Genomic DNA, 26389 nt, shown 5'->3' on the forward strand with positions numbered 1-26389 from the left:
TTCGACAGAAAAACCCTCTCCTGCGAAGCGGGGGAGGGTGGCTGAGCGTCAGCGAAGCCGGGTGGGGGCAAAACGCTGCGGGGATGAAGCGGGCGTCTACGCAGGGGCTTGCTCGTAATCGTGCCAAATCGAAACAGCATCGATGAACGCCTGATCCTCGGATGCACGGGAACTGCGCGCGACGACCATGGACTGCCGGTGCGCGTCGGCCTCGAACGCCTTGTCGGCCCCGTGACTCGTGGCATTCAACACCGGCAAGCAATCCCGGAAAGTCGTGATCCGATAGCGGCTCATCTTGCTTCCTCCCGATTATCATACCCACTCCTTTCCCGTTTCCGGAACGCGGCCGGGGTCTCGCCGGTCAGCTTCTTGAAGAAGCGGTTGAAATAGGCGGGGTCCTGGAAGCCAAGCTCGTAGGCCAGCAGCGACACCGGGGCGGCGATGTAGATCAGCCGCCGCCGCGCCTCCAGCAGCAGGCGGTCCTGCGCCACCTCGAAGGCGGAGCGGTTGACCAGCGTGCGGCACAGGCGGTTCAGCCGCCGCTCGGTCAGGCCCAGCGCCTCGGCGTAGCAGGGGACCGGCCAGTGTTCGGCATAGTGCTCCTCCACCAGGGCGCGGAAGCGCGCGAACAGCTCGGTGCGTACGCGCTCCGACCGGGTGCCGCCGGATGAGGCGGCGCGCTGGCGCTCCAGCAGCAGCAGGACGCCGCGCACCAGCCACTCGCACATCATCGCGCGGCCGAGCTGCGGAAAGCGGAACTCCGCCATCAGCTGGTCCAGCAGGGCCGCGACGCGGGCCGCAGAGGCCGGTTCGCGGGCGAGGTCGAGGAGGCAAGCCTCCAGGAACAGCGCCTCGAACAGCGGGCGGCTGCGGGCGTTGGCGCCGTCGAAGAGCATCGCCTCGGCCACCGTCAGCACAAAGCCCTGCGTGCCGGGCAGGAACTGGAAAGCGTGCACGACGGCTGGCGGGATGACGATGGCGCAGGGCCCCGTCACTTCCGCCGTGCGGTCGTCGAGCTGGACGCGCGCCCCGCCTTCGAGCACCACCACCGTCTGGAACAGGCCGCGGTGGGCGTGCGAGCGGATTTCCCAATTGTACAGGCGGCTGCGGCTCTGAATGTCCTCGATATGGACGAACTCGGCGTCGGCGGCGTGTGCCTCCTCGCCGTAGAGGGCGAAGAGCGGGACGGCGGTAGCTCTCATGCCGCGAATCTTCCGGATCATCGATTTTGTCCGGATAGTACAATTTTATGGCCCCTTCGTCCATTCCGGATCGGGGGTGCGCGGACTATCCTTGGCGCCAACAAAGCGACAAGAACCCCCGCATCCGGGGAGCGATGGAGGAAACCGCGCCATGTTCCGCTTCGATCCGTATTCGCCGGCCGTCGACGCCGACCCGTTCCCCTTCTACAAGACGCTTCGCGACGAACACCCGTGCTTCTGGAGCGAGGAAGCCAACATGTGGGTGCTGTCGCGCTACGACGACATCGTCACCGCCCTGAACGACTGGGAGACCTACTCCTCGGCCAAGGGCAACCTGATGGACGAGCTGCCCAACCGCGCCGGGGCTACGCTGGGCACCACCGACCCGCCCCGGCACGACCGCCTGCGCGGCCTCGTCCAGTTCGCCTTCACCAAGAAGGCGGTGGAGGGGCTGGTGGAGCCGGTGCGGGCGTCCGCCAACCGGGCGCTGGACGCGGTGAAGGGCGAGAAGAGCTTCGACTTCGTCGCCGACTTCTCCAGCAAGGTCACGGTGGACGTGCTGTTCGGCCTGTTCAACCTGCCGCGCGAGAACGAGCGCGAGGTGCGCGACAAGGCCGTGCTGATGGTGCAATCCGACCCCAAGACCCGCCAGAAGGGGCCGGAGCACATCGCCGCCTTCCAGTGGATGGGCGACTACGCCCGCCAGATGGTGGAACTGCGCAAGCGCGAGCCGGGCGACGACCTGATCACCGCGCTGATCCAGGCGGAGATCGACGGCGAGAAGCTGGCCGACCGCGAGGTGCAGATGACCATCACCACGCTGATCATGGCCGGCATCGAATCCCTGTCGGGCTTCCTGACCATGTTCGCGCTGAACCTCGCCGACCATTCCGACGCTCGCCGCCGGCTGGCGGCCAACCCGGCGCTGATCCCGGATGCCATCGAGGAATCGCTGCGCTTCAACACCTCGGCCCAGCGCTTCCGCCGCTGCCTGCAGAAGGACACGGTGGTGCACGGCCAGACCATGCGCGAGGGCGACTTCGTCTGCCTTGCCTACGGTGCGGGCAACCGCGACGAGCGGCAGTTCCGGAACCCCGACGTCTACGACATCGACCGCAAGCCCAAAGGGCACCTGGGCTTCGGCGGCGGCGTGCACGCGTGCCTGGGCACGTCCTTCGCGCGGCTGGCCACCCGCGTGGCGTTCGAGGAGTTCCTGAAGCGCGTGCCGGAGTTCGCGCGCGTGCAGGAGCACCTGCCCTGGATGCCCTCCACCACCTTCCGCAGCCCGACGCGCCTGGACCTGGCGGTCGCGTAACGACATCGGGGAGAGAAAAAATGGCGAAGGTCACCTTCATCGAACACGGCGGGGCCGCGCAGACCGTCGACATCCCGGAGGGGTGGACGGTCATGCAGGGCGCCGTGCGCAACGGCGTCGAAGGCATCGAGGCGGAATGCGGCGGCTCCTGCGCCTGCGCCACCTGCCACTGCTACGTGGAGGAGGAGTTCCTCGACCGCCTCGCCCCGCCCAGCCAGACGGAGGAGGAAATGCTGGACAGCACCGCGTCGGAGCGGCTGCCGAACAGCCGCCTGTCCTGCCAGATCAAGGTGACGGCGGCGCTCGACGGTCTCGTCGTGCGTCTGCCGGAGGCGCAGAGCTGATGGGCGCGGCGGCCGACGATGCGGGTATGGTCGTCATCGGCGCCGGACAGGCCGGGCTGCAGGTGGCCGAGTCCCTGCGGGCGGAGGGGTACGTGGGGCCGGTCACCCTGATCGGCGAGGAACCGCACGCCCCCTACCACCGGCCGCCGCTGTCCAAGGCCATGCTATGCGGCGAGGCGGGCGAGGACCAGCTGACCATCCGCGGGCCGGAGGCGCTGGAGCGCAAGGGCATTGCGCTGGTGACGGGTGCGCGGGTGGAGGCGGTGGACCGCGTCGCGCAGCGGGTGTCATTGGCGGACGGGCGGGTGCTGGCCTACCGGGGGCTGGCCTTCGCCACCGGCTCCCGCGCCCGGCCGCTGCCGGTGCCGGGGGCGGAGCTGGAGGGCGTGCTGGCCCTGCGCACCCTGATTGACGCCCGCCGCATCGCGGCGGCGCTGGAGGGGGCGGAGCGCGTGGTGGTGATCGGCGGCGGCTTCATCGGGCTGGAGGTCGCGGCGGCGGCGCGCAAGCGCGGCCGGGCGGTCACCGTGCTGGAGGCGGCCGACCGCCTGCTGGCCCGCGTCGCAGCACCCCCGGTGTCGGCGTTCGTCGCCGACTTGCATGCGGAGCACGGGGTGGCGCTGGAGTTGGAGGCCGCTGTGACGGCGGTCGAGGGGGCCGGCGGGCGGGTGAGCGGCGTGCGCACCGCCGACGGCCGGCTGCACCCGGCCGACCTTGTCGTCGCCGGCATCGGCATCCTGCCCAACACCGAACTGGCGGAGGCCTGCGGGCTGGCGTGCGACCGGGGGATCGTCGTGGACGCCTGCGCGCGAACCTCCGATCCCCTGGTGGTCGCGGCCGGCGACTGCACGGCGCGGCGTGCGGGGGACGGGCTGCTGCGCCTGGAGTCGGTGCAGAACGCGGTGGAGCAGGGCAAATCAGCCGCTTCGGCGCTGCTGGGGAAGGAGCGGCCGTTCACGGCGGCGCCGTGGTTCTGGTCCGACCAGTACGACGTCAAGCTGCAGATGGTCGGGCTGTCGGCCGGCCACGACCATGTGGTGGTGCGCGGTTCGGTGGCCGAGCGGCGATTCTCCGTCTTCTACTTCCGGGATGGGGCGTTGGTCGCCATCGACTCCGTCAACCGGGCGCCGGACCACATGCTGGGCCGCAAGCTGCTGGACAAGGCCGTCGCCGTGACGCCGGAGCAGGCGGCCGACGAGGAATTCGCGCTGGCGACGCTGGTCCGCTGAGCTTCTTCCGGATCGAGAGGGCGTGGCATTCCCGCGCCCCGCCAAAATCTCGACTTTTTATTTGACATCCGGAGCCTCGATGGCTTCTCATAGATTCACGATGACAGCCGGCGCGCGGTGCTGTCTCAGCGCCCGCCGCGTCGCCTCACAACACACAGGGACAGGAACGCCCATGACCGCGACGGCCGGGAAGGTTCTGCATTTCATCAACGGTGAGTACACGGCGGGCACCGGCGCCCGGACGTTCGAGAACCGCTCGCCGGTCGACGGCTCGCTTATCTCCGTCGTGCACGAGGCCTCCAAGGCCGACGTCGATGCGGCGGTGACGGCCGCCCGCGCCGCGCTGAAGGGGCCGTGGGGCCGCATGACGCAGGAGGAGCGCTCGGCCATCCTGCACAAGGTTGCCGACGGCATCACCAAGCGTTTCGACGAATTCCTGGCTGCCGAATGCGCCGACACCGGCAAGCCGCGCTCGCTCGCCTCGCACATCGACATCCCGCGCGGCGCGGCCAACTTCAAGATCTTCGCCGACCTGGTGAAGAACGTCGCCACCGAGTGCTTCGAGATGGCGACGCCGGACGGCAAGGGCGCCATCAACTATTCCAAGCGCGGCCCGCGCGGCGTCATCGCCGTGATCAGCCCGTGGAACCTGCCGCTGCTCCTGATGACCTGGAAGGTCGGGCCGGCGCTGGCCTGCGGCAACACGGTGGTGGTGAAGCCGTCGGAGGAGACGCCGACCACCACGGCGCTGCTGGGTGCCGTGATGAACGAGGCCGGCGTGCCGCCGGGCGTCTTCAACGTGGTGCACGGCTTCGGGCCGAACTCGGCGGGCGAGTTCCTGACCACCAATCCCGGCGTCGACGGCATCACCTTCACCGGCGAGACGCGCACGGGCGAGGCGATCATGAAGGCGGGTGCCGTCGGCGTGCGCCCGGTGTCCTTCGAGCTGGGCGGCAAGAACCCGGCCGTGGTCTTCGCCGACTGCGACATGGACAAGGCGATCGAGGGCACCATGCGCTCGGTCTTCGCCAACTGCGGTCAGGTCTGCCTGGGCACCGAGCGCGTGTACGTCCAGCGGCCGATCTTCGACGAGTTCGTGGCGCGTCTGAAGGCTGGTGCCGAAGGGTTGAAGCTCGGACGACCGGAGGACAAGGACACCAACCTCGGCCCGCTGATCAGCCAGGAGCACCGCTCCAAGGTGCTGTCCTACTATAAAAAGGCCGTCGAGGACGGCGCCACGGTGGTGACCGGCGGCGGCGTGCCGGACATGGGCGGCGACCTCGCCAACGGGTCGTGGGTGCAGCCCACCATCTGGACCGGCCTGTCCGAGGACAGCGCGGTGATCCGCGAGGAGATCTTCGGGCCGTGCTGCCACATCCGCCCCTTCGACACGGAGGAGGAGGCGATCGAGCTTGCCAACGACACGCCCTACGGCCTCGCCGCGGCGGTGTGGACGGAGAACCTGGCGCGCGCCCACCGGGTAGCCGGGCAGATGGAGGCCGGCATCGTCTGGGTGAACTCCTGGTTCCTGCGCGACCTGCGCACGCCGTTCGGCGGCTCCAAGCAGTCGGGCATCGGCCGTGAGGGCGGCGTGCACGGCCTGGAGTTCTACACCGAGCTGAAGAACGTCTGCATCAAGCTGTAACGGCGGCCCCAAGGAGACGAGAGCCCACATGGACACCAATCCCCAGAACATCCAGGCCGCCGCCGATCGCCTGTTCCAGGCGCTGCAGAGCGGCACGGCGTGCGATCCCATCCGCGACCTGCTGATCGAGGGCGACCTCGACGCCGCCTACGCGGTGCAGGAGATCAACACCAAGCGCGCGCTGGACGCCGGCCGCGTGCTCACCGGCCGCAAGATCGGCCTGACGTCGAAGGCCGTGCAGAAGCAGTTGGGCGTCGACCAGCCCGACTACGGCATGCTGTTCGCCGACATGGCCGTTCCCGACGGCTGGGAGATCGCCCGCAACCGCCTGATCCAGCCCAAGGCCGAGGCCGAGGTCGCCTTCGTGCTGGGCCGCGACCTGGACAGCGAGCACATCACCGTCGCCGACGTGATGCGCGCGGTGGAGTACGTGCTGCCCGCCATCGAGGTGGTCGACAGCCGCGTGGCCGGCTGGAACATCCGCATCCTCGACACCATCGCCGACAACGCCTCCTCCGGCCTCTACGTGCTGGGCAACGAGCCGAAGAAGCTGGAAGGCCTCGATCTGCGGCTGTGCGGCATGGTCATGGAGGTCAAGGGCGAGCCGGTCACCACCGGCGCCGGCGTGGCCTGCCTGGGCCACCCGCTGAACGCGATGTGGTGGCTGGCCACCGTCATGGCCCGCGTCGGCCGCCCGCTGAAGGAAGGCGACACCGTGCTGTCCGGCGCGCTCGGCCCCATGGTGCCGGCCGCCTGGGGCGAGACCGTGGAAGCGCGCATCAACGGCCTGGGCTCCGTCCGCGCCGTCTTCGCCAAGGAATGACGAGAATGAGCAAGGCAAAAGTCGCCATCATCGGTTCGGGCAACATCGGCACCGACCTGATGATCAAGATCATGCGCAAGGCCAAGCACCTGGAGATGGGCGTGATGGTCGGCATCGACCCCGCCTCCGACGGTCTCGCCCGTGCCCAGCGCATGGGTGTGGTCACCTGTGCCGAGGGCATGGACGGGCTGGTGAAGATGCCGGAATGGAAGGACATCAAGGTGGTGTTCGATGCCACCTCGGCCTACGCCCACAAGAAGAACTCCGAGATCGCGGTGGCGGCGGGCAAGCAGGTCATCGACCTCACCCCGGCGGCCATCGGCCCCTACACGGTGCCGCCCGTGAACCTCGACGCCCATCTCGACCAGCCCAACGTGAACATGGTGACCTGCGGCGGGCAGGCCACCATCCCGATGGTCTACGCGGTCAAGCGCGTGTCCAAGGCGCTGCCGTATGCCGAGATCGTGGCGTCGATCTCGTCCAAGTCGGCCGGCCCCGGCACCCGCGCCAACATCGACGAGTTCACCGAGACCACCGCCCGCGCCATCGAGCAGGTGGGCGGTGCGGCGCGCGGCAAGGCGGTGATCGTGCTGAACCCGGCCGAGCCGCCGCTGATCATGCGCGACACCGTCTTCACCTTCTCGCAAGGCGCCGAGCCGGAAGAGATTGAGGCGTCGGTGGAGGCCATGGTCAAGGAGGTGCAGTCCTACGTGCCCGGCTACCGCCTGAAGCAGAAGGTGCAGTTCGAGCGCATCGGCGACAACGACCCGCTGCGCATCCCCGGCTACGGCGAGTTCTCGGGCCTGAAGTCGACCATCTTCCTGGAGGTCGAAGGGGCGGCGCACTACCTGCCGGCCTACGCCGGCAACCTCGACATCATGACCTCGGCCGCCATGGCCACCGCCGACCGCTGGGTCGAGCGCACGCTGCTGGTCGCCTGAGGGAGGAACGCATGAGCAAGCTCTACATCCAGGACGTGACGCTGCGCGACGGCATGCACGCGCTGCGCCACCAGTACTCCATCGACACGGTGGTCACCATCGCCAAGGCGCTGGACGCGGCCAAGGTCGACGCCATCGAGATCTGCCACGGCGACGGTCTGGCCGGTGGCACCTTCAACTATGGCTTCGGCAAGCACACCGACCACGAGTGGATCGCCGCCGTGGCCGAGGCCATCCACCACGCCAAGGTGACGGTCCTGCTGCTGCCGGGCATCGGCACCAAGGAGGACCTGGCGGAGGCCTACGCCGCCGGGGCGCGCAGCGTGCGCGTGGCGACGCACTGCACCGAGGCCGACGTCTCCAAGCAGCACATCGAGCACGCCCGCAAGCTGGGCTTCGACACCGTTGGCTTCCTGATGATGGCGCACATGATCCCGACGGCGCAGCTGGTCGAGCAGGCCAAGCTGATGGAGAGCTACGGGGCGCAGTGCGTGTACGTGGTGGACAGTGCCGGCGCCATGCTGATGGACGGTGCGGCGGAGCGGGTGAAGGCGTTCCGCGACGCGCTGAAGCCGGAGACGCAGGTCGGCATCCACACACATCACAACCTGACGCTGGGCGTGGCCAACGCCGTGGTCGGCGTGCAGAACGGCGCGGTGCGCGTCGACAGCTCGCTGGCCGGCATGGGGGCCGGTGCCGGCAACGCGCCGTTGGAGGCGCTGGTCGCCGTGCTGGACCGCATGGGCTACGAGCACGGCTGCGACCTGTTCAAGCTGATGGACGCGGCCGACGATCTGGTGCGTCCGCTGCAGGACCGGCCGGTGCGGGTGGACCGCGAGAGCCTGTCGCTGGGCTTCGCGGGGGTCTATTCCAGCTTCCTGCGGCACGCCGAGAAGGCGTCCAAGACCTACGGCATCGACGCGCGCGAGATCCTTATCGAACTCGGCCGGCGCAAGATGGTGGGCGGTCAGGAAGATATGATCGTCGACGTGGCACTGGATCTGGTGAAGGCGAAGGAGGCGGCGCATGCCTAATCTGGCGAAACTGGCCGAGGTGGTGGACGAGGCCGCCCGCACGGCGACGGAGATCCCGCAGCTGACCATCGCGCACCCCGACCTGACGGTGGAGGACGCGTACGCCATCCAGGCGCTGTCGCTGGCCCGGCGCTATGCCCGTGGCGAGCGTCGCGTCGGCATGAAGATGGGGCTGACCAGCCGCGCCAAGATGGCGCAGGTCGGCGTCAGCGAGATGATCTGGGGCCGGCTGACCGACTCCATGCAGGTGGAGGAGGGCTCGGTCGTCGACCTCAAGCGCTACGTCCACCCGCGCGTGGAGCCGGAGGTGGCGTTCCTTCTGAAGGCGCCGCTGTCGGGCAACGTGACCCCGGCGCAGGCGATGGCGGCGGTGGGCGCGGTGGCCCCGGCGCTGGAGATCATCGACAGCCGCTACCAGGACTTCAAGTTCGCGCTGCCGGACGTGGTGGCGGACAACAGCTCCTCCTCCGGGTTCGTGGTGGGCGGCTGGCGGTCGCCGGACGTGGACGTGGCGAATCTGGGCCTCGTCATGGAACTGGACGGGCAGGCGCGGCAGGTGGGCTCCACCGCGGCGATCCTGGGCGATCCGGTGCGGTCGCTGGTCGCGGCGGCGCGCCTTGTGGCGCAGTGGGGCGAGCGGCTGGAGGCCGGCTGGATCGTGCTGGCCGGCGGCGCCACCGCGGCCGAGCACCTGACGCCGGGCGCCAGCGTGCGTCTCGTCATGCAGGATCTCGGGTCGGTTTCGTTCCAGGTGGGGAAATAAGGCCATGCCGATCATCACGGCCCTGCTGATCGCCGGCCGCACGCCGGAGAAGAAGGCCGCCTTCATCAAGGCGGTGACCGACGCGGCGGTGACGTCGCTGGACGTTCCGCCAGACAGCGTGCGCGTCATCATCCAGGAAGTGCCGGGCGAGCACTTCGCCGTCGCGGGCGTGCCGAAGAAGCCGCTCGTGCCGGAGTGAAGGCGCTTGACCTTCCCACCGCTGGAAGCCGGACGCTCGGCCCATCCAAGCTTGTGAGGAGGATGTTATGCTGACGCTGAAGGTGAACGGAATGACCTGCGGCCACTGCGCCCAGGCGGTGACCAAGGCCGTGGAGGCCCTGCCGGACGTGGACCGCGCGCTGGTCGACCTGAAGGCCGGCGAGGTCGCCGTCGAGGGACGGGCCGATGCGGACGTCGTTCGCAAGGCCATCGTGGACGCCGGGTACGAGGTCGCCTGACCGTCTGTGGAACGGCGAAAAGCGGCGGAACGGGGACACCGTTCCGCCGCTTTTGCTTTTTCGGCAGATAAGCCCTTGACCTTCCAGTCGCTGGAAGCCCCATCTGTAAGGGCAGCCAGAGACAGACAGGAGGCAGCCATGGCCGCCCATGCTGCGGAGGAGCGGACAAGCACCGCGTCCGAGATCGACATCGGCATCGAGGGGATGACCTGCGCGTCTTGCGTGCGCCGCGTGGAGAAGGCCATCGCCGCCGTCCCCGGCGTGACGGAGGTGTCGGTCAACCTCGCCACCGAGAAGGCCCGCGTCGGCTTTGCCGATGCCACGCCCGACACCGGCGCCGTGGTCGAGGCCGTTACGAACGCCGGCTACGAGCCGGCGAAGGCGGAGTTCGATCTTCGGGTGGAGGGCATGACCTGCGCGTCCTGCGTGGCGCGCGTGGAGAAGGCGCTGAAGCGCGTGCCGGGCGTGGTCGAGGCCAGCGTGAACCTCGCCACCGAGCGCGCCCATGTCGTCGCCTACGCCGGTGCGGTCAACGCGGCACGGCTGGCCGACGCGGTGGAGGCAGCGGGCTACGGTGCCGCACCGGTCATCGAAGAGGGGAAGGGCGCGCCGGACGACACGGTCGGCCGCAGCCGGCGCGAGCTGGTTCACGTGCTGATCGCCGCCGCGTTCTCTGCGCCGCTGGTGGTGAGCATGGTGGGCGATCTGCTGGGCCTGCACCTGATGCTGCCGCCCTGGGTGCAGTTCGCGCTCGCCACGCCGGTGCAGTTCTGGCTGGGCTGGCGCTTCTACACGGCGGCCTACAAGGCGGTGCGCGCCGGGGCGGGCAACATGGACCTGCTGGTGGCGCTGGGCACCACGGCCGCCTGGGGCCTCAGCGTCTACATGATGCTGACCACGCACCCCGGCCACACGCCGCACCTCTATTTCGAGGCGTCGGCGGTGCTGATCACCTTCGTGCTGCTGGGCAAGTGGCTGGAGGCGCGGGCCAAGGGGCAGACGGCCGCCGCCATCCGGGCGCTGATGGACCTGCGGCCGGACACCGCGCGGGTGCGCCGCAACGGCGCCGAGGCCGAGGTGCCGGTGGAGCAGGTGCGCGTCGGCGACCTCGTCGTCGTCCGACCCGGCGAGCGCATCCCGGTGGACGGCCGCGTCGTGGAGGGAGCCGGCAGCGTGGACGAATCCATGCTGACCGGCGAGAGCCTGCCGGTGGAGAAGGCGCCGGATTCGCGCGTCACCGGCGGCTCCATCAACGTCGACGGGCTGCTGGCGGTGGAGACGACCGCCGTGGGGGCGGAGACCATGCTGGCGAAGATCGTCCGCATGGTGGAAGGGGCGCAGGCGTCGAAGGCGCCGATCCAGCGCACGGTGGACAAGGTCAGCGCCGTCTTCGTGCCGGTCGTCCTGGCGGTGGCGCTGGTCACCTTCGCCGCGTGGTGGCTGGCCACGGGCGACGTGGAGACGGCGATCATCACCGCCGTGTCGGTGCTGGTCATCGCCTGCCCGTGCGCGCTGGGGCTGGCGACGCCAACCTCTATCATGGTGGGAACCGGGGCCGCTGCGCGGCACGGCATCCTGATCAAGGACGCCGAGGCGCTGGAGCGCGCACACGCCCTGACCGCCATCGCCTTCGACAAGACCGGCACGCTGACCGAGGGCAAGCCGCGGGTGACCGATCTGGTTCCCGCGGAGGGCGTCGGGGAGGCCGAGGTGCTGCGCCTCGCCGCCGCCCTGCAGGCGGGCAGCGAGCATCCGCTGGCGCACGCCGTGCGGCAGCGGGCCGAGGCGGACGGGGTTGTGCCGGCGGCACCCGGCGACTTCAAGGCGCTGGCCGGGCGCGGCGTGTCGGGCACGGTGGACGGCCGCGCCGTCCTGCTGGGCAGCCGGCGGCTGGCGGCCGAGAACGGCTTGGCCGACGCGGCGCTGGAAGTCCGCGCGGCGGCGCTGGAGGCGAGCGGCCACACGGTGTCCTGGCTGGCCGAGGCGGCGCCGCAGCCGCGCGCGCTGGGGCTGGTGGCCTTCGGCGACACGGTGAAGGCGGCGGCGCGCGACGCGGTGCGGCGGCTGCAGGAGCAGGGCGTGGAAGCGGTGATGGTCACCGGCGACAGCCGGGGGGCGGCGCAGGCCGTCGCCGCCGAACTGGGCATCGGCCGCGTGTTCGCCGAGGTGCTGCCGGGCGACAAGGCCGACGTGGTGGCGGCGCTGCGCGGCGAGGGCAAGGTGGTCGGCATGGTCGGCGACGGCATCAACGACGCCCCGGCGCTGGCCGCGGCCGACGTCGGCATCGCCATGGCGACCGGCACCGACGTGGCGATGCACACGGCCGGCGTCACGCTGATGCGCGGCGACCCGGTGCTGGTGGCCGGCTCCATCGACGTGTCGCGCCGCACTTACGCGAAGATCAAGCAGGGTCTGTTCTGGGCCTTCGCCTACAACGTCATCGGCATCCCGCTGGCGGCGCTGGGGTACCTGAGCCCGGTGCTGGCCGGGGCGGCCATGGCCCTGAGTTCGGTCAGCGTCGTCGTCAACGCACTGACGCTGCGGGGGTGGAAGCCATGAACCGTTCGATAAACAACCTTTCGATGAACATCGGGGAAGCGGCCAAGGCGTCGGGCGTGAACGCCAAGCTGATCCGCTATTATGAGAGCATCGGACTGATCCCGGAGGCCGGGCGCACCGCGTCCGGCTACCGGGTCTACACGGCGCAGGAGGTGAACATCCTGCGCTTCGTCAAGCGCGCCCGCAGCCTGGGCTTCTCCATCGAGCGCATCCAGATGCTGGTCGGCCTGTGGCGCGACAAGCACCGCGCCAGCGCGGAGGTGAAGCGCATCGCGCTGGAGCACATCGACGAGCTGGAGGCCAAGATCGCCGAGCTGCAGGGGATGGCCGACACGCTGCGCGAACTGGCCGCGACCTGCCACGGCGACGACCGCCCGGACTGCCCGATCCTGAAGGATCTGGAGAGCCCGGGGTGTTGCCGCGAGGCTGTCTGAGGCGGGAGGTATTGCCCCCACCCCGACCCTCCCCCGCCGGGCGGGGGAGGGGGATTTTCACCCCGCCTCCGCCAACTCCACCAAAGCCGGTGCCGCCGTGGCGACCACGACGCGGCTGCGGCCCTGGCCCTGGGGGACGACGCGGACCTGGGCGCCGATGCGCTCCACCATCGCGGGCACGTGGCTGATGACGCCGACCTGCCGGCCGGAGGCCTGCAGCGCCTCCAGGCAGGAGAGCGCCACGTCCAGGCTGTCGGGGTCGAGCGTGCCGAAGCCTTCGTCGATGAACAGCGTGCCGATGCCGGCGCCGCCGTTGGTCGCCATCGACGACAGGCCGAGCGCCAGGGACAGCGACACCAGGAACATCTCGCCGCCCGACAGGCTGTGCACGCCGCGCACCTCGTCGCCCATCTCGCGGTCGACCACCTGGATCTCCAGGTCGGCGCCGGCCACGCGTTCCAGCCGGTAGCGGCGCGCCAGATCCTCCAGGTAGCGGTTGGCCTGCCCCAGCAGCAGGTCGAGGCTGAGGCTCTGGGCGAAGTTGCGCAGCTTCTGCCCGTCGCGCGAGCCGATCAGGCGGGACAGCGAGTCCCACACGGCGCAGGCGGTGCGCTGCGCCTCCCAGGCACCGGACAGTTCGGCGAGGCGGGCGCGGGCTTCGTCGTCGGCGCGGCGGCGGGCCTGGCATTCGCCCAGCCGGACGCGCGCTTCGTCCAGCGTGCGGGCCGTCTCCGTGGCCGCCGTGCGGGCGTCGTCCAGGGTGCCGGCGGGCATGCCGGCGGCGTGGTGTTCGGCGCGCAGGCGACGGCGTTCACCGGCCAGCAGGTCGGCCTCGCGGCGGGCCGATTCCAGCGCGGCGAGGGCCTGTTCCTCCGCGGCCAGCCACGCGTCGCCGCGGGCGAGGCGGCGGCGGGCGTCGTCCACGGTGACCGTGCGCTGGGCAGCAGCGTCGGCCAGCGCGGCGGCGGAGGCGGCCGCCTTCTCGGCGCAGCGGCGGGCGGCCTCGGTGCGGCCGGCGAGGGCTTGGTCGGCGGCGGTCAGGCGGCTGGTGGCTTCCTGGTGCGCTGTCACCGCCTTGTCGAGCAGGGCTTGCGCGCGCAGGCGGGCCGCCGCCAGCTCCTGCTTGACCTCGGCGACGGCGCGGCCCTGCAGCACGCCGGCGCGCTCCGCCTTCAGCGTGCGCAGGCGCTCGGCCACCTCGGCGGCGCGGCGGCGGGCGGCCTGTTCGGCGGTGCGGGCGCCGTCGCGTTCGGCGGCTTTGGCGGCGCAGCGGGTGAGGGTGTCGGCGATCTCGGTCGCAAGGCGCGCCTGGGCGGCGCGGTCGTCCAGGAATGCGGTGGCGCGGGCGGCATGGTCGCGGCGGAAGGCTTCCGGGTCGGCGCGCAACGCCTCGTCCCAGCCGGGGTGGGCGGCGAAGGGTTCGGCCAGTTCGCGCTTGGCCTCCTTGCCGTCGCGGACGGCCCGGTCGCGCTCGGCCTCGGCCAGTTCGCGCGCATGAGCCGCTTGGCTGACGGCGCGCTGGGCGGTCTCGACGGCCTCGGCGGCGGCGGCGCAGGCGGTGTCGCGCGCGGCGCGGGCCTGCTGGGCGGCGTCCAGGCGGGCCTTGTGGTCGAGCGACGCGCGTTCGGCGCGCTGCACCTCGGCCAGTTCGGCGTCCATGGCGGCGAGATGGCCGGCCACGGCGGCGCTGTCGGGTTCGGCCGGGAGGCCGTGGGCGGCGGCCCCGGCCGCCCAGCGTCGGGCCACGTCGGCGGACTCGCGCGCCAGTTCGGCGGCGCGGGTTTCCAGCGCGGCGATGCGTTCACGAGCGACGCGGGCGGCGGCTTCGTGGCCGCCGTGCGCCTTGCCCAGGGCGGCGACCTCGCGGCGCAGGGCGGTGACGCGCTCCTCCTGCTCCGTGGCGAGGCGGCCGAACGCGCCGCCGGATTCGGCCCAGGGGTGCTCCTCGGCGCCGCAGACGGGGCAGGGCTGGCCGTCGGTCAGCTGGGCGCGCAGGCCGGCCACGTCCTCGCGGCCGGCGAGGTGCAGGCGGCGCAGCGTGTCTTCCGCCTCCGCCAGCGTGGCTTGGCGAGCGTGCAGGTCGGCGGCGGTGGCGGCGGCCTGGGCGCCCTCGGTCTCGGCGAGGGTGGTCTGGCGGGCCTGTTCGTCGGCTATCGAGGACGTCTCGCGGGCAAGGCGGGCGGCCGTCTCGGCCAGAGTGGCGAGGGTGGCGAGGGCGTCGCGGCGAGTGGATAGCGCCGCGCGGCGGTGGCTGATCTCCTCCAGCGGGGTCACCGGCTCGGCGCGCAGGGCGGCCAGGGTGGCGTCGGCGTCGGCGAGGGCGGTGCGGGCCTGCGCCAGGGCGTCGCGGCGTTCCTGCAGGGCCTGTTCGTGCCGCTCTGCATCCTCGGCCAGGGTGCGCAACTGTGCTTGGGCTTGCGTGTGGGCGCGGGAGGCGTCGCGAAAGCGGGCGATGGCTGCCTCCCATCGCGCCCACTGCTCGGCCACCGGCGCGTAGGTGGCGCGGTCGGCAAGGGATTGCTCAAGGGTGGCGGCCTTGACGCGCAACGCTGTCAGGGCCTCGTCCAGTGCGGTCACCTCGGCGTCCAGGGCCGTGGCGCGCGTGGCGATGGCGGCGACCTCGCCGTCGGCAGTGCTGCACTCGGCGCTCAGGGTGGCGATGCCGCTGTCCAGCGCGGTGGCGCGCTCCAGCTCCGGTTCGGCCTTTTCCTGGCGAAGCGAGGCTTCCTCGAAGGCGCGGCGCGCCTCGGCGTGGCGGGCGGTAGTCTCCTCGACGGCACCCCGGGCGGTTTCGGCGGCGGTGGCGGCTTGGTCGCGGGCGGCCTCGGCCTCGGTGGCCTCGGCGGTGCAGCGGTCGGCCTCGGCCAGCAGGGGGCGGAGCGGCAGGACGGCGCGCAGGGCGGCGACCTCGGCCCGGCGTGGCTCGGCGTCGTGCCACGCCTGTTCGGCGGCGGCGCGGTGTTCGGCGGCCTGGGCTTCGGCCTTGGCGAGCCCGGCGTCGCGCTCGTGCCACGCAACGGCGGCGCGGGCGGTTTCGGCGCCGCGTTCACGCTCCTGCACCAGGGTAAGCGCGGTCTCCGTCTCGGTATCCAGGGCGGCACGCGCGTCGTCGGGCAGCACGCCGATGCCGCCGCGCTGCGCCTCCAGCAGCTTGAGCTTCTGCTGCTCCTCGGTGGCCCGGTCGTAGGCGGCGGTGGACAGGCGGGAGTAGATCTCGGTGCCGGTCAGCAGTTCCAGCAGCGCCGAACGCTCTTTGGCCGGCGCCTTCAGGAAATTGGCGAAGTCGCCCTGCGCCAGCAGGACGGAGCGGCGGAACTGCTCGAAGCTCAGGCCCAGGCGGCGGGTGATCTCGTCGAGCACGCCGCGCTTGCCATCGCCGAAGCGGCGGCTGCCGTCCAGGCTGGTCAGGTTCATTGTCTGCGCCTGGAGGGCGCCGCGCGCCTTCAGGCGGGCGCGGCGCAACTCCCAGCGGGCGCGGTAGGACTCGCCGTCGATGCCGACGAAGTCCACCTCCGCCCAGCCCGACGCGGCCCCCCGGCGCAGGATGCCGCGCACGTCGGTGGACAGCAGCGCGTCCGGGTCGTCCTCGCGACCCATGCGCACCCCTTTGCCGTCGGGCAAGCGCGGCATGGTGTCGAACAGGGCGAGGCACAGCGCGTCCAGCAGCGTGCTCTTGCCCGCCCCAGTCGGGCCGGTGATGGCGAACAGCCCGGCGCGGTGCAGCGGGCCGGCGTCCAACTCCACCGCGAAGGGGCCGTCGAGGCTGGCGAGATTGCAGCCGCGGATGGCGAGGATCCTCACGGCGTCGCTCCCTGCACGGTTTCCAGCAGTTCGTGGAAAGCGGCGAGCAGCGCCGCGTCCGGTTCGCCCTCGTGGTGGCGGGCGTAGAGGCGGAGGAACACGTCCTCGGGTGCGAGCGCCGACAGTTCGACGCCGGCGGCACTCTCGGCCAGCGTGTCGCCGCTGCCGGTCAGCGTGACGGAGAGCTTCAGCAGCCGCACGGGGCGGCCGGCCACCGCCGCCTCCACCTCCTCGCGCAGGGTGGGGCGCGGCTCGGGCAGGGTGACGGACACCTCCAGGAACGGCCAGTCGGCGCGGTCGGGGAGATCGTCCAGGGCGAGGGCCTGGAGTTCCGCCAGCGCGGCGTCGGGGGTGCCGGACACGCGGCAGATCTTTACGGCGCGCGGCACGTGCAGAGGCAGGTGGCTGACCAGACGCCCTTCGGCAAACTCGGCCAGCCTCACCTGATGCGGATAGGGGGCCTCGTCCAGCGCCAGGGGGATGGGGGAGCCGCTGTAGCACACGTGCGGCCGGCCGCCGACGGACTGCGCGCGGTGCAGGTGGCCGAGCGCCACGTAGGCCGCGTCCTCGGGGAAGACGTCCGCCGGCAGGGCGTGCAGGTTGCCGCCCAGGACCTTGCGCTCGCTGAGGTCGGACAGGGCGCCGCCGCTCATGTAGCAGTGGCCGGTGAGGATCAGCGCTTCGCCGGGGCGCAGGCGTCGACGGGCGGCGTCCGTGGCCTCGGCATAGACGCGGCGGACACCTTCGATCAGCGGGTCGACGTTGTCCCCGGTGACCGGCGGCAGGTCGGCGGGGCGCAGGTAGGGGAGTGCCACGCAGCGCGCGGCCACGGTGCCGTCGCGCTCCGTCAGGGGCAGCACCAGCGCGTCGGGGTCGAAGCGGCCCTCGGCGTCGCAGGGCAGGGCGCCCACCACGCGCACGCCCAGTTCGGCCAGCAGGGCCGACGGCGCCTCCAGCCGGCTGCCGCTGTCGTGGTTGCCGGCCAGAACGACCGTCTGCAGCCAGGGGAAGCGGGCGCGCGCTTCGGCCAGGAAGCGGTAGAAGCGGGCCAGCGCCGGCACCGGCGGGTTCTGCACGTCGAACACGTCGCCGGCGATGAGCAGCGCGTCCACGTCGTGCTCGCCGATGCGGTCGAGCAGCCAGCCGAGGAAGCGGGCGTGCTCGTGATCGCGCGGGCAACCGTGCAGCACCTGCCCGAGGTGCCAGTCGGCGGTGTGGATGAGGCGCATGGCGGCACGCGAGAGGCGGAGGGGCGCTCAATCTAGGCGAGCGCCGCCGCCGGCCGCAAGGGACGAAAAAAGCCCCTTTCCCGGATCGGGAAAGGGGCTGTGAAAGGGGCGGGGGAGAGGTAGGACACGCCCGGAGGAACGGGCGACGGCCGCCCCTGCCGGGCGCCTTCCGCCGGCAGTCCTCCTCTCCCCACGACCCCTCCCCCGCCTTCCGAGCTGAGGGGAGGGGTTTCCCGGGGTGGAGGGTTACGCGTTGACCGTCTGGCCGGCCGGCACGCTGTCAGGACGCGGGGCACGGGCCGGCAGCATGTCGCCGATGGCGAAGGCCACCGCCAGCAGGTTCGGCACCGCCATCGCCGCCAGCAGCACCGCCCAGAGCTGGAGCGACACCGTGCCCAGCGGGTTGGCCAGCGCCGCCGTGGCGGAGGCCGCGACCAGGGCGCCGGACAGGTAGGCCTCCGGCTTCGCGCAGAACTTCGACGGGGCGCGCTGGCCGCCCTTGGCGGTGACGCGGAAGGCGTCGCGCTTGCGGATCAGGCCGCGCAGGGCCGCCAAGGCGACGGTGGTGGACAGCGCCATGCCGACCGCGCACGCACCCAGCGCGTCCCGCCACGTGTTGCCCGACGCCCAGCGCGAGGCGGCGAGGCTGGAGCCGGCGCGCAGCACGAGCGCGGCAAGCACGGCGGCGGTGGCCTCCACCGGCGGCAGGTGCAGCGGCAGAACCAGCGACGCGAAGGTCCAGGTGACGGCGGCACCGGCGGCCGCGAGGCCCACCGCGTCCGACCACCAGCGCGCCCAGTTCAGCGCATAGCCCAGCTTCTGCCGCGCCGTCAGGCCCGTGAAGCCCGGCAGCAGCTTGCGCCAGTGGGCGCGCAGGATCTGCGTGGAGCCGAACACCCAGCGGTCGCGCTGCTTGCGGAACTGCATGAAGTTGTCCGGGGCCAGACCCTCGCCAAGCCGCTCGTCCGTGTAGGCGGCGCGCCAGCCGGCGGAGAGGATGCGGATGCCCAGTTCGGTGTCCTCGCAGATGCCGTCTTCCGACCAGCCGCCGACGTGGTCCATGGCGGAGCGGCGCAGCATGATCATGGTGCCGTGGCAGATGAACGCCTGGCTCAGCAGGCCCTCCTGCATGCCGACGTCGAAGAAGGGGCGGTACTCGGCGGTCATGGCGGCCTTCAGCAGGCTTTCATGGCCGTCGCGGTGCTCCTGCGGGGCCTGGACGATGCCCACCGACGGGTCGGCGAAGACCGGGGCCAGCTTGCTCAACCAATCGGGCGACACGGTGTAGTCGGCGTCCAGCACGGCGACGATCTCGGCCTCGGGTGCCGTGTGGCGCAACGCGGCGTTCAGCGCGCCGGCCTTGAAGCCGCTGATCTTCTTGTACCAGTGGAACTTGAACTTGGGGCCGAGCGCCTGGCACAGGTCTTCCACCGGGCGGACGAGGGCCTCGTCCTCGGTATTGTTGATCAGCACGACCACTTCGTAGTTGGGGTAGTTCAGCCGTGCCAGCGAGCGCAGGGTGGCGCCCAGCACGTCCGGCTGCTCGCGGCAGGCGGCCACGTGGATCGACACCATCGGCGTGTGCGTCGTGGCCGGCACCTCACGCGGCAGCAGGGCAGGCGCCCGGCCGGTGAAGATGCGGCGTACCACGTCCACCAGGTCGGCGAAGGCGACGCCGATCATCAGCGCACCCAGCAGGAAGGCGGAGCCCCAGGTCATGGCGGTGCCGAAGGTCAGGTACTCGCCCATCGCACCCGCCACGGCCATGCCGACCGACAGGCCGATGACGTTGGCGCCCACGGCGGCGCCCAGCGCGAACAGCGCGTTGGACCGGCGGCGGAAGGCGACCAGGGCGGACAGGCCCAGGCCCACCAGGACCGCGACCATGGCGGCCGTGCGCTCGTTCTTGGGGGCCGGGACAGCACCGGTCAGCGGCCACTTCGGCGCGCGGTCGGTGTCGAGCACGCCCCAGGTCGGGCCGGGCGAACCTTCGATGGTGGTCTTCCACGGGCCGTCGAACGCCTCGACCACATTGTAGGACAGGCCGAGCGCACCGGCCTCGGCGGCGAAGCCGCGCACCACCGCCGCCTGCGCCTCGACCGAGGGGAAGGCGTCGTGGAAGTTGTCGCCGCCGCTGGGCCAGCCCACCTCGCCGATGAACAGAGGCTTGCCGGGGTGCGCCTTGCGCACGCTGTCCAGGCGGTCGCGCACCCAGTACAGCGCGCGGTCGACGGGCACGCCTTCCCAGTAGGGCAGGACGTGGACGCCCATGTAGTCGGACGCCTTCACGGTTTCCTTGGCCTTGACCATCTCCGACCACACGTCGGCGGTGCCCACCTGGATGCGCTTCGGCACAGCGGCGCGCACGCGGCGGACGTAGGAGGCCAGTTCGGCGTCCGTCACGTCGGCGCGCAGCAGCGATTCGTTGCCGACGATAACGCGGGTGACGCCGCGCACGGACTTCGCCAGCGCGATGCCGCGGCGGATCTCCTCCTCGTTGCGGGTCTTGTCGCGGCTGATCCAGATGCCCAGCGACACGTCCAGGCCCTTGCGTGCGGCGATCGCCGGCACGTCGCCCTGGGCGCCCAGCGCGGAGTAGGTGCGCACCCCGTCGGCGAAGCCGACGATGGCGGACATGTCCTTCTCGATGCGCTCGACCGGGACGGCCGGCGCGTCGGTCGGGTCGTAGTCACGCCCCGACGGCGAGTAGGACACGGACTGGATGCGACCGGGCTCCGCCTCTATGGGCGTCGGCGCGTTGCGCCAGGACCAGAAGGACACATGGCCGGCGGTGACGGCCAGCATCGCGGCGGCAATCGCCGCGGACCGCATCGAACGCTTCGGGGATGTCATGGAGGTGTCGGCTCGGAAGGCTGTCGGGACGAAGGGTGGCGACGCCACCCGACACCGAGACGAACACGGTCCCGAAAAAACTATTCCACCGCATCGCACACTCTTCTTCGGGTTGCCGTTCGTCGGGTGATGCGTGGCGGATGGTATGTATGCGGCAGGTGTGAGCGGCTCCACCCAAGGTATCGAATCGCCGTTATGCCGCACCGCCATATGCATAAGCGACAGTCCATCATTGCCCGGCCTATCCTGAAGACAGCTTAGAAATAGGGCCTTTCGAGCCGCTGCCGCGGTGCGATCCGGTTATGAAAATGCGGAGGAAAGCCATGGAAAACGCGGCAGATCCTCGCGCTGTGCTCTTCAGCGGCGCTTTGACCATTCGGAACGCCGAAAGCATCCACGAGAAATTCTTGGAATTGCTGAGTCGGACCGGCGATCTTGTCGTCGACGCCTCGGACGCGGAGGAGGTCGACGTGAGCTTCGTGCAGCTGCTTCTGGCCGCCCGGCGCAGCGCGCGGGAGCAGGGCCGCGCCCTGTCCCTGGCCGCGCCCGCAGCCGGGCCGCTGCGCGAGGTGCTGGTGCGCGGCGGGTTCGCAGCATCCGACCCCGCCTTCTGGGGCCAGGCCCTCTGGGGAAAAGGAGGAGACACGCCATGACGAAGAGCATCCTCAGCGTCGACGACTCCGCCAGCATCCGCCAGATGGTGAAGCTCACCCTGGCCGGCGCCGGCTACCGCACCGACGAGGCGGCCAACGGGGCGGAAGGGCTGGCCAAGGCGCGGACGGCCGCCTTCGACATGGTGGTGACCGACCTGAACATGCCGGTGATGGACGGGCTGACGCTGATCCGGGAGTTGCGCAAGCTGCCGGCCTACCGCGGCGTGCCGATCATCTTCCTGACCACGGAATCGGACGCCGGGAAGAAGCAGGAGGCGAAGGCGGCCGGCGCCACCGGCTGGATCACCAAGCCCTTCGAACAGGACCAGCTGCTGGCGGTCGCCAAGAAGGTGCTTGGGCCATGAACGCGCATGCCCATCCCGACCCGGCCGACACCTTCCGCCAGGAAGCGCAGGACCTGCTGGAGCAGCTGGAACAGGCGCTGCTGGACCTGGAGCAGACGCCGGACGACCGCGCGCTGATCGACAGCGCGTTCCGGGCGCTGCACACCATCAAGGGCTCCGGCGCCATGTTCGGGTTCGAGGCGGTGGCGGCCTTCACCCACCATTTCGAGACCGCCTTCGACCGCGTGCGACGGGGCGAGGTGCCGCCGACCGGCGCGCTGATCGCCGTGGCGCTGGCCTCCAAGGACCATATCCGCAGCCTGATCGACAGCCCGGCCGAGGCCGACGGGGTGCGCGGCGCGGCCATCCTGAGCGACCTGCAGGCGATCACCGACGCGCCCGCCGCCGTGCCGGAGGCGCCGGCCGTGGCGGCGCCGCCGGACGGCGTGCCGGCCACGTGGCGCATCCGCTTTCGTCTGGCCAAGGACGCCATGGCGCTGGGCACCAACCCGCTGCTGCTGCTCGACGAGTTGCGCGACCTCGGCCCCTGCACGGCGACGGCGCTGACCGACGGCGTGCCGGCGCTGGAGGAGATGGAGCCGGACGCCTGCTATCTTGGCTGGGAGGTGACGCTGACCACCGCCCGCCCGCGCGCCGCCATAGAAGAAGTGTTCCTCTTCGTCATCGACGACATGGAACTGGCGATCGAGCGGGTGGACGGGGCACCGGCATCGCCGGTAGCCGCGGCGCCCGCCACGCCGGAACCGCGCGAGGAGGAACCGGCTACCCGCGAGCCGGCGCGCGAGGCAGCCCGGGGCGCCGCCGTCATCCGCGTGCAGGCGGAACGGCTGGACGAGCTGATGGACCGCGTGGGCGAGCTGGTCATCGCCCAGGCGCGGCTGACACAGCTGGCGGCCGGCAGCGGCGACGCGAACATCAAGGCCATCGCCGAGGAGGTGGAGCGGCTGGCGTCGGAACTGCGCGACACCTCCATGGGCATCCGGATGGTTCCCATCGGTTCCCTGTTCGGGCGCTTCCGCCGGCTGGTGCACGACCTCTCGCGCGACCTGGGCAAGGCCGTGGAGCTGGTCACCGGCGGCGAGGAGACGGAGCTGGACAAGACGGTGGTGGAGCGGCTGGCCGATCCGGTGGTGCACCTGATCCGCAACGCCGTCGACCACGGGCTGGAGACGCCGGAGGGCCGCGCCGCCGCCGGCAAGCCGCCGGCCGGCCGGGTGCGGCTGACGGCGCGTCACGCCGGGGCGGAGGTGCAGATCATCATCGCCGACGACGGGCGCGGCCTGGACCGCGAGCGCATCCGCGCGCGGGCCGAGGAGCAGGGGCTGCTGGCGCCGGGCGCCAAGCTGGCCGACGCCGACCTCTTCCAGTTCCTGTTCCACCCCGGCTTCTCCACGGCGCGGGAGATCACCGCCGTGTCCGGCCGCGGTGTCGGCATGGACGTGGTGAAGCGCACCATCGAATCCCTGCGCGGCGCCATCGACGTGACCACCACCGCCGGCCAGGGGACCGAGGTGACGCTGCGCCTGCCGCTGACGCTGGCGATCATCGACGGGCTCATGGTGCGGGTGGGCGACGGGCGCTACGTCATCCCGCTGTCGGCGGTGGAGGAGTGCGTCGAGCTGTCGGCGGCCGACGACGCGCGCTCGAAGGGACGCAGCTTCCTCAACATCCGCGGCGAGCTGGTGCCGTTCCTGCGCCTGCGCGAGCTGTTCAACGCGGCGACACCGCCGGCGCTGTACCAGAAGGTGGTGATCGTGTCGTCCGGCGACATGCGGGTGGGGCTGGTGGTCGACCAGATCATCGGCAGCCACCAGACGGTGATCAAGTCGCTGTCCAAGCTGCACGCCGACGTCGAGACCTTCTCCGGCGCCACCATCCTGGGCGACGGCACGGTCGCCCTGATCCTGGACGTCCTTCATCTGGTCGAGTTCGGCCAGGCGCGCGAAGAGCGCCTGAAGGCGCCCTGCCAAATGGCATCGTGCCAAATGGCATCGTGAAGGAGCCCGCCATGAACGCCCTATCCGGCGCCACGCCGCTCGAAGTGCTCACGCTGGGCTTGGGTGACGAGGTGTTCGCCGTCGAGGCGGCAGTCGTCCGCGAGATCCTCGACCTCGTTCCGGTGACCGAGGTGCCGAACGCCCGGCCCTTCGTCGGCGGGCTGGTGAACGTCCGTGGCAAGGTGGTGCCGCTGGCCGACCTGCGCGTGGTGTTCGGCATGGAGCGCACGCCGCCCACCGTCGACACCCGCGTCGTCGTCATCGAGGCCGACATCGACGGCGAGGCGACGCCCGTCGGCATCCTGGCCGACAAGGTGCACGAGGTGACGGAGCTTCCCGCCGCTTCGCTGGAGGAGACGCCGCGTATCGGGATGCGCTGGCGGCCGGAGTTCATCCGCTGCATCGGCAAGCGGGGGGACGCGTTCATCGTCGTCCCCGACATCGGACGGCTGCTGTCCGCGCACGCCGCCTGACACAAGCCCCTGAATTGGGAGAAGAGACATGCGCGCTTCCGTCAAGCTGAAGCTCGGCGCCGCCTTCGGGGTGGTGATCGTCCTGTCGGCCGCCGCCACCATGCTGGGCATCGGCAGCCTCGGCTCGCTCAACCAGTCGCTCGAAAGCGTGATCCGCGGCGATGTGCAGCGGCTGCGCCTGTCGCAGCAGCTCATCATCAACGTGCAGTCCGGCGTTCGGGCGGAGAAGAACCTGATTCTGGCCGTCACCGCCGAGCAGGTCGACCGCTACGACGGCGAGATCCTGCGGGCACGCGAGGCGATCCGCGCCGACGTGGACGCCTACCGCGCCATCGCCACCGACTGGGGCAAGCAGAAGATGGACGCGTTCGTCGCCGCCTGGGGACGCTACGCCGACGTGCAGGACAAGGTGCGCGACCTGTCCCGGCAGAACTCAGAGAACCGCGTGCGCGACCTGTCGCAGAAGACGGCCGCCACCGCCTTCGACCAGATGATGGAGCCGCTGGTCCAGCTGGGCGAGCGCCTGGAGCGCGAGCCATTCGCCGAGGACCGGGCGCGGGCCGCGCTGCTGGCCGCCCGCCTGTCGTCCCGGCTCCTGCTCGCGCAACGCAATGAGAAGGATCTGATAAACGCCGGCAGCCCTTCGGCGGCGATACCCTACGTCAACGGGATGGAAGCCGCGCTGGCCGAGGCCCGGCGCCTGGGCGAGGCGCTGCGTGGCCTGCTGCCGGACGCCGAGCGGCCCGCCTTCGACCAGTACGGCCAGCGCTTCAGCCGCTGGGCGACGATCCTGGACCAGACCGCGGCCCTGGGCCGGCAGTTTACCAACGCGCAGGCGTTCGAGTTGTCCGGCACGACGGGGCGGACGCTGCTGGAGCAGGCGCAGGTTCCGCTGGCCGAGATACTCGAACGCAACCTGGAGCGCATGCACCAGGCCGAGGACGCCGCCGAGGCCCAGTACGCCGAGGCGCGCACGCTGCTGATCGCCGCGCTGGCCGGCTCGCTGCTCATCGCCATCGGCGCGGCCGTCTGGATCGCGCTCAGCATCAGCCGCGGCCTGGGCAGCGCCGTGTCGCTGGCCAACGCGGTGGCGGTCGGCGATCTCGACCAGCAGGTGACCGTCAAGACCAACGACGAGATCAAGGATCTGGTGGACGCGCTGAACCGCATGACCGGCAACCTGCGGGCGACCGCCGAAGTGGCCAACGAGATCGCCACCGGTAACCTGACGGTGCAGGCCAAGCCGCTGTCGGACCGCGACACGCTGGGCATGGCGCTGGAGACCATGCTGGACAAGCTGCGCACCATCGTGGCGGACGCCGGGGTGGCCGCGCAGAACGTGTCGTCGGGCAGCCAGCAGCTGTCTGCCAGTGCCGAGGAACTGAGCCAGGGGGCGACCGAGCAGGCGTCGGCGGCGGAGGAGGCGTCCTCGTCGATGGAGCAGATGGCCTCCAACATCAAGCAGAACGCCGAGAACGCCGGGCAGACCGAGAAGATCGCGCGCCAGTCGGCCAAGGACGCGCAGGTCAGCGGCGAGGCGGTGGGGCGCGCCGTGCAGGCCATGCAGACCATCGCCGAGAAGATCACCATCGTGCAGGAGATCGCCCGCCAGACCGACCTGCTGGCGCTCAACGCCGCGGTCGAGGCGGCGCGGGCCGGCGAGCACGGCAAGGGCTTTGCGGTGGTGGCGTCGGAAGTGCGCAAGCTGGCCGAGCGCAGCCAGGCGGCGGCGGCCGAAATCAGCACGCTGTCGTCGGACACGGTGAAGGCGGCGCAGGAGGCGGGATCCATGCTGTCCCGGCTGGTGCCGGACATCAAGCGTACGGCCGAGCTGGTGGAGGAGATCTCCGCCGCCTGCCGCGAACAGGACATCGGCGCCGACCAGATCAACCAAGCCATCCAACAGCTCGACAAGGTGACCCAGCAGAACGCCTCGGCCTCGGAAGAGATGTCGGCGACGTCGGAGGAGCTGGCAGCCCAGGCCGAGCAGCTGCAGGCCACCATCGCCTACTTCCGCACCGACGATGCGGGCGCGCCGCGTGCCATGGTCCCGACCACGGTGCGGGAGGAGCCGAGGCACGCCGTGTCCGCCGCAACAAAGCCGACCAAGCGTGCCACGGCGTCGGCCGCGCGTCCGAACGGCAAGGCGGGCAAGCCGCAGGTGAAGAACGGCAAGGACCACGGCGCTGGCGGTTTCACGCTGGAACTGGCTGACGCGGGCGACGCGGGCGACGCGGCGTTCCAGCGCTACTGAACCGGAACGGGGGAGGG

The 26389-nt window shown here is 71.2% G+C and carries 22 protein-coding genes; 17 read left to right on the plus strand and 5 right to left on the minus strand.

All coding sequences use genetic code 11. The features are described from left to right. Positions 1 to 96: 96 nt before the first annotated feature. Both VED21_RS25765 and VED21_RS25770 read right to left on the minus strand, forming a co-directional pair. Positions 97 to 294: a hypothetical protein gene (locus VED21_RS25765; protein ID WP_324887444.1), complete on the minus strand. Its 198-nt coding sequence runs from the start codon at positions 292 to 294 to the stop codon at positions 97 to 99. After that, positions 291 to 1202, minus strand: a complete 912-nt coding sequence (locus tag VED21_RS25770; RefSeq protein WP_324887446.1) for a helix-turn-helix domain-containing protein — start codon at positions 1200 to 1202, stop codon at positions 291 to 293. Before VED21_RS25770 ends, VED21_RS25765 begins: the two co-directional genes overlap by 4 nt. Positions 1203 to 1353: 151 nt before the next feature. Here VED21_RS25770 and VED21_RS25775 point away from each other — a divergent pair, with 151 nt between their 5' ends. The 12 genes from VED21_RS25775 to cueR all read left to right on the plus strand — a co-directional run bounded on the left by VED21_RS25775 (position 1354) and on the right by cueR (position 12747). Then, positions 1354 to 2517, plus strand: a complete 1164-nt coding sequence (locus tag VED21_RS25775; RefSeq protein ID WP_324887448.1) for a cytochrome P450 — start codon at positions 1354 to 1356, stop codon at positions 2515 to 2517. A gap of 20 nt (positions 2518 to 2537) precedes the next feature. Further along, entirely contained in the window at positions 2538 to 2861 is a 324-nt protein-coding gene (locus VED21_RS25780) for a 2Fe-2S iron-sulfur cluster-binding protein (protein ID WP_324887450.1), read from the plus strand. Then, entirely contained in the window at positions 2861 to 4090 is a 1230-nt protein-coding gene (locus VED21_RS25785) for an NAD(P)/FAD-dependent oxidoreductase (protein WP_324887452.1), read from the plus strand. The genes VED21_RS25780 and VED21_RS25785 overlap by 1 nt, the downstream gene beginning before the upstream one ends. Before the next feature lie 172 nt (positions 4091 to 4262). After that, positions 4263 to 5735, plus strand: coding sequence for a 2-hydroxymuconic semialdehyde dehydrogenase (locus VED21_RS25790; protein WP_324887454.1), 1473 nt, complete (start codon positions 4263 to 4265; stop codon positions 5733 to 5735). 28 nt (positions 5736 to 5763) lie between these two features. Beyond that, complete coding sequence (locus tag VED21_RS25795; protein ID WP_324887456.1) at positions 5764 to 6558, plus strand: 2-keto-4-pentenoate hydratase; 795 nt, start codon at positions 5764 to 5766, stop codon at positions 6556 to 6558. Further along, positions 6555 to 7499 (plus strand): acetaldehyde dehydrogenase (acetylating), encoded by a 945-nt coding sequence (locus tag VED21_RS25800; protein ID WP_324887458.1) that lies wholly within the window; start codon positions 6555 to 6557, stop codon positions 7497 to 7499. Before VED21_RS25795 ends, VED21_RS25800 begins: the two co-directional genes overlap by 4 nt. An 11-nt stretch (positions 7500 to 7510) precedes the next feature. Then, positions 7511 to 8533, plus strand: coding sequence for a 4-hydroxy-2-oxovalerate aldolase (dmpG, locus tag VED21_RS25805; RefSeq protein ID WP_324887460.1), 1023 nt, complete (start codon positions 7511 to 7513; stop codon positions 8531 to 8533). After that, positions 8526 to 9296 carry a 2-keto-4-pentenoate hydratase gene (locus tag VED21_RS25810; protein WP_324887462.1) on the plus strand — a complete coding sequence of 257 codons (771 nt, stop codon included), beginning with the start codon at positions 8526 to 8528 and terminating at the stop codon, positions 9294 to 9296. Before dmpG ends, VED21_RS25810 begins: the two co-directional genes overlap by 8 nt. 4 nt (positions 9297 to 9300) lie before the next feature. After that, positions 9301 to 9495 carry a 2-hydroxymuconate tautomerase family protein gene (locus tag VED21_RS25815; protein ID WP_324887464.1) on the plus strand — a complete coding sequence of 65 codons (195 nt, stop codon included), beginning with the start codon at positions 9301 to 9303 and terminating at the stop codon, positions 9493 to 9495. 67 nt (positions 9496 to 9562) lie between these two features. Next, positions 9563 to 9754, plus strand: a complete 192-nt coding sequence (locus VED21_RS25820) for a heavy-metal-associated domain-containing protein (RefSeq protein WP_324887465.1) — start codon at positions 9563 to 9565, stop codon at positions 9752 to 9754. A 138-nt stretch (positions 9755 to 9892) separates the two neighbouring features. Further along, entirely contained in the window at positions 9893 to 12313 is a 2421-nt protein-coding gene (locus VED21_RS25825; RefSeq protein WP_324887467.1) for a heavy metal translocating P-type ATPase, read from the plus strand. A 23-nt stretch (positions 12314 to 12336) separates the two neighbouring features. Beyond that, a complete protein-coding gene (gene cueR / locus VED21_RS25830) occupies positions 12337 to 12747 on the plus strand; it encodes a Cu(I)-responsive transcriptional regulator (RefSeq protein WP_324887498.1) in 411 nt (136 codons plus the stop codon). 57 nt (positions 12748 to 12804) lie between these two features. Here cueR and VED21_RS25835 read toward each other — a convergent pair whose 3' ends face one another. The 3 genes from VED21_RS25835 to VED21_RS25845 form a co-directional block, all read right to left on the minus strand. After that, positions 12805 to 16548, minus strand: a complete 3744-nt coding sequence (locus VED21_RS25835; RefSeq protein WP_324887469.1) for an AAA family ATPase — start codon at positions 16546 to 16548, stop codon at positions 12805 to 12807. Then, positions 16545 to 17777 carry an exonuclease SbcCD subunit D C-terminal domain-containing protein gene (locus VED21_RS25840; protein WP_324887471.1) on the minus strand — a complete coding sequence of 411 codons (1233 nt, stop codon included), beginning with the start codon at positions 17775 to 17777 and terminating at the stop codon, positions 16545 to 16547. Before VED21_RS25840 ends, VED21_RS25835 begins: the two co-directional genes overlap by 4 nt. Positions 17778 to 18023: 246 nt before the next feature. Further along, complete coding sequence (locus VED21_RS25845) at positions 18024 to 20609, minus strand: glycosyltransferase (RefSeq protein WP_324887473.1); 2586 nt, start codon at positions 20607 to 20609, stop codon at positions 18024 to 18026. 344 nt (positions 20610 to 20953) lie between these two features. Between VED21_RS25845 and VED21_RS25850 the strand changes: the two genes are divergently transcribed. Genes VED21_RS25850 through VED21_RS25870 form a run of 5 tightly spaced genes read left to right on the plus strand, consistent with a single transcriptional unit; the run spans position 20954 to position 26372 of the window. Beyond that, positions 20954 to 21283: an STAS domain-containing protein gene (locus tag VED21_RS25850; RefSeq protein WP_324887475.1), complete on the plus strand. Its 330-nt coding sequence runs from the start codon at positions 20954 to 20956 to the stop codon at positions 21281 to 21283. Next, complete coding sequence (locus VED21_RS25855; protein ID WP_324887477.1) at positions 21280 to 21648, plus strand: response regulator; 369 nt, start codon at positions 21280 to 21282, stop codon at positions 21646 to 21648. The genes VED21_RS25850 and VED21_RS25855 overlap by 4 nt, the downstream gene beginning before the upstream one ends. After that, positions 21645 to 23645 carry a chemotaxis protein CheA gene (locus tag VED21_RS25860; RefSeq protein WP_324887479.1) on the plus strand — a complete coding sequence of 667 codons (2001 nt, stop codon included), beginning with the start codon at positions 21645 to 21647 and terminating at the stop codon, positions 23643 to 23645. Before VED21_RS25855 ends, VED21_RS25860 begins: the two co-directional genes overlap by 4 nt. Positions 23646 to 23656: 11 nt before the next feature. Next, entirely contained in the window at positions 23657 to 24118 is a 462-nt protein-coding gene (locus VED21_RS25865; protein ID WP_324887481.1) for a chemotaxis protein CheW, read from the plus strand. Between the two features lie 28 nt (positions 24119 to 24146). Further along, positions 24147 to 26372 carry a HAMP domain-containing methyl-accepting chemotaxis protein gene (locus VED21_RS25870; RefSeq protein WP_324887483.1) on the plus strand — a complete coding sequence of 742 codons (2226 nt, stop codon included), beginning with the start codon at positions 24147 to 24149 and terminating at the stop codon, positions 26370 to 26372. Positions 26373 to 26389 lie beyond the last annotated feature (17 nt).

It is taken from the genome of Azospirillum sp. (assembly GCF_035627195.1).
GTDB lineage: Bacteria > Pseudomonadota > Alphaproteobacteria > Azospirillales > Azospirillaceae > Azospirillum.

What these genes read in the sequence shown, in the direction of transcription:
- VED21_RS25780 (WP_324887450.1), top strand. Translation starts at nt 2,538, where the DNA reads ATGGCGAAGGTCACCTTCATCGAACACGGCGGGGCCGCGCAGACCGTC.
- VED21_RS25845 (WP_324887473.1), bottom strand. Translation starts at nt 20,609, where the DNA reads ATGCGGTCCGCGGCGATTGCCGCCGCGATGCTGGCCGTCACCGCCGGC.
- VED21_RS25870 (WP_324887483.1), top strand. Translation starts at nt 24,147, where the DNA reads ATGCGCGCTTCCGTCAAGCTGAAGCTCGGCGCCGCCTTCGGGGTGGTG.
- VED21_RS25820 (WP_324887465.1), top strand. Translation starts at nt 9,563, where the DNA reads ATGCTGACGCTGAAGGTGAACGGAATGACCTGCGGCCACTGCGCCCAG.
- VED21_RS25850 (WP_324887475.1), top strand. Translation starts at nt 20,954, where the DNA reads ATGGAAAACGCGGCAGATCCTCGCGCTGTGCTCTTCAGCGGCGCTTTG.
- VED21_RS25860 (WP_324887479.1), top strand. Translation starts at nt 21,645, where the DNA reads ATGAACGCGCATGCCCATCCCGACCCGGCCGACACCTTCCGCCAGGAA.
- dmpG (WP_324887460.1), top strand. Translation starts at nt 7,511, where the DNA reads ATGAGCAAGCTCTACATCCAGGACGTGACGCTGCGCGACGGCATGCAC.
- VED21_RS25855 (WP_324887477.1), top strand. Translation starts at nt 21,280, where the DNA reads ATGACGAAGAGCATCCTCAGCGTCGACGACTCCGCCAGCATCCGCCAG.
- VED21_RS25840 (WP_324887471.1), bottom strand. Translation starts at nt 17,777, where the DNA reads ATGCGCCTCATCCACACCGCCGACTGGCACCTCGGGCAGGTGCTGCAC.
- VED21_RS25795 (WP_324887456.1), top strand. Translation starts at nt 5,764, where the DNA reads ATGGACACCAATCCCCAGAACATCCAGGCCGCCGCCGATCGCCTGTTC.
- VED21_RS25775 (WP_324887448.1), top strand. Translation starts at nt 1,354, where the DNA reads ATGTTCCGCTTCGATCCGTATTCGCCGGCCGTCGACGCCGACCCGTTC.
- VED21_RS25785 (WP_324887452.1), top strand. Translation starts at nt 2,861, where the DNA reads ATGGGCGCGGCGGCCGACGATGCGGGTATGGTCGTCATCGGCGCCGGA.
- VED21_RS25790 (WP_324887454.1), top strand. Translation starts at nt 4,263, where the DNA reads ATGACCGCGACGGCCGGGAAGGTTCTGCATTTCATCAACGGTGAGTAC.
- VED21_RS25865 (WP_324887481.1), top strand. Translation starts at nt 23,657, where the DNA reads ATGAACGCCCTATCCGGCGCCACGCCGCTCGAAGTGCTCACGCTGGGC.
- VED21_RS25800 (WP_324887458.1), top strand. Translation starts at nt 6,555, where the DNA reads ATGACGAGAATGAGCAAGGCAAAAGTCGCCATCATCGGTTCGGGCAAC.
- VED21_RS25815 (WP_324887464.1), top strand. Translation starts at nt 9,301, where the DNA reads ATGCCGATCATCACGGCCCTGCTGATCGCCGGCCGCACGCCGGAGAAG.
- VED21_RS25825 (WP_324887467.1), top strand. Translation starts at nt 9,893, where the DNA reads ATGGCCGCCCATGCTGCGGAGGAGCGGACAAGCACCGCGTCCGAGATC.
- cueR (WP_324887498.1), top strand. Translation starts at nt 12,337, where the DNA reads ATGAACATCGGGGAAGCGGCCAAGGCGTCGGGCGTGAACGCCAAGCTG.
- VED21_RS25770 (WP_324887446.1), bottom strand. Translation starts at nt 1,202, where the DNA reads ATGAGAGCTACCGCCGTCCCGCTCTTCGCCCTCTACGGCGAGGAGGCA.
- VED21_RS25765 (WP_324887444.1), bottom strand. Translation starts at nt 294, where the DNA reads ATGAGCCGCTATCGGATCACGACTTTCCGGGATTGCTTGCCGGTGTTG.
- VED21_RS25810 (WP_324887462.1), top strand. Translation starts at nt 8,526, where the DNA reads ATGCCTAATCTGGCGAAACTGGCCGAGGTGGTGGACGAGGCCGCCCGC.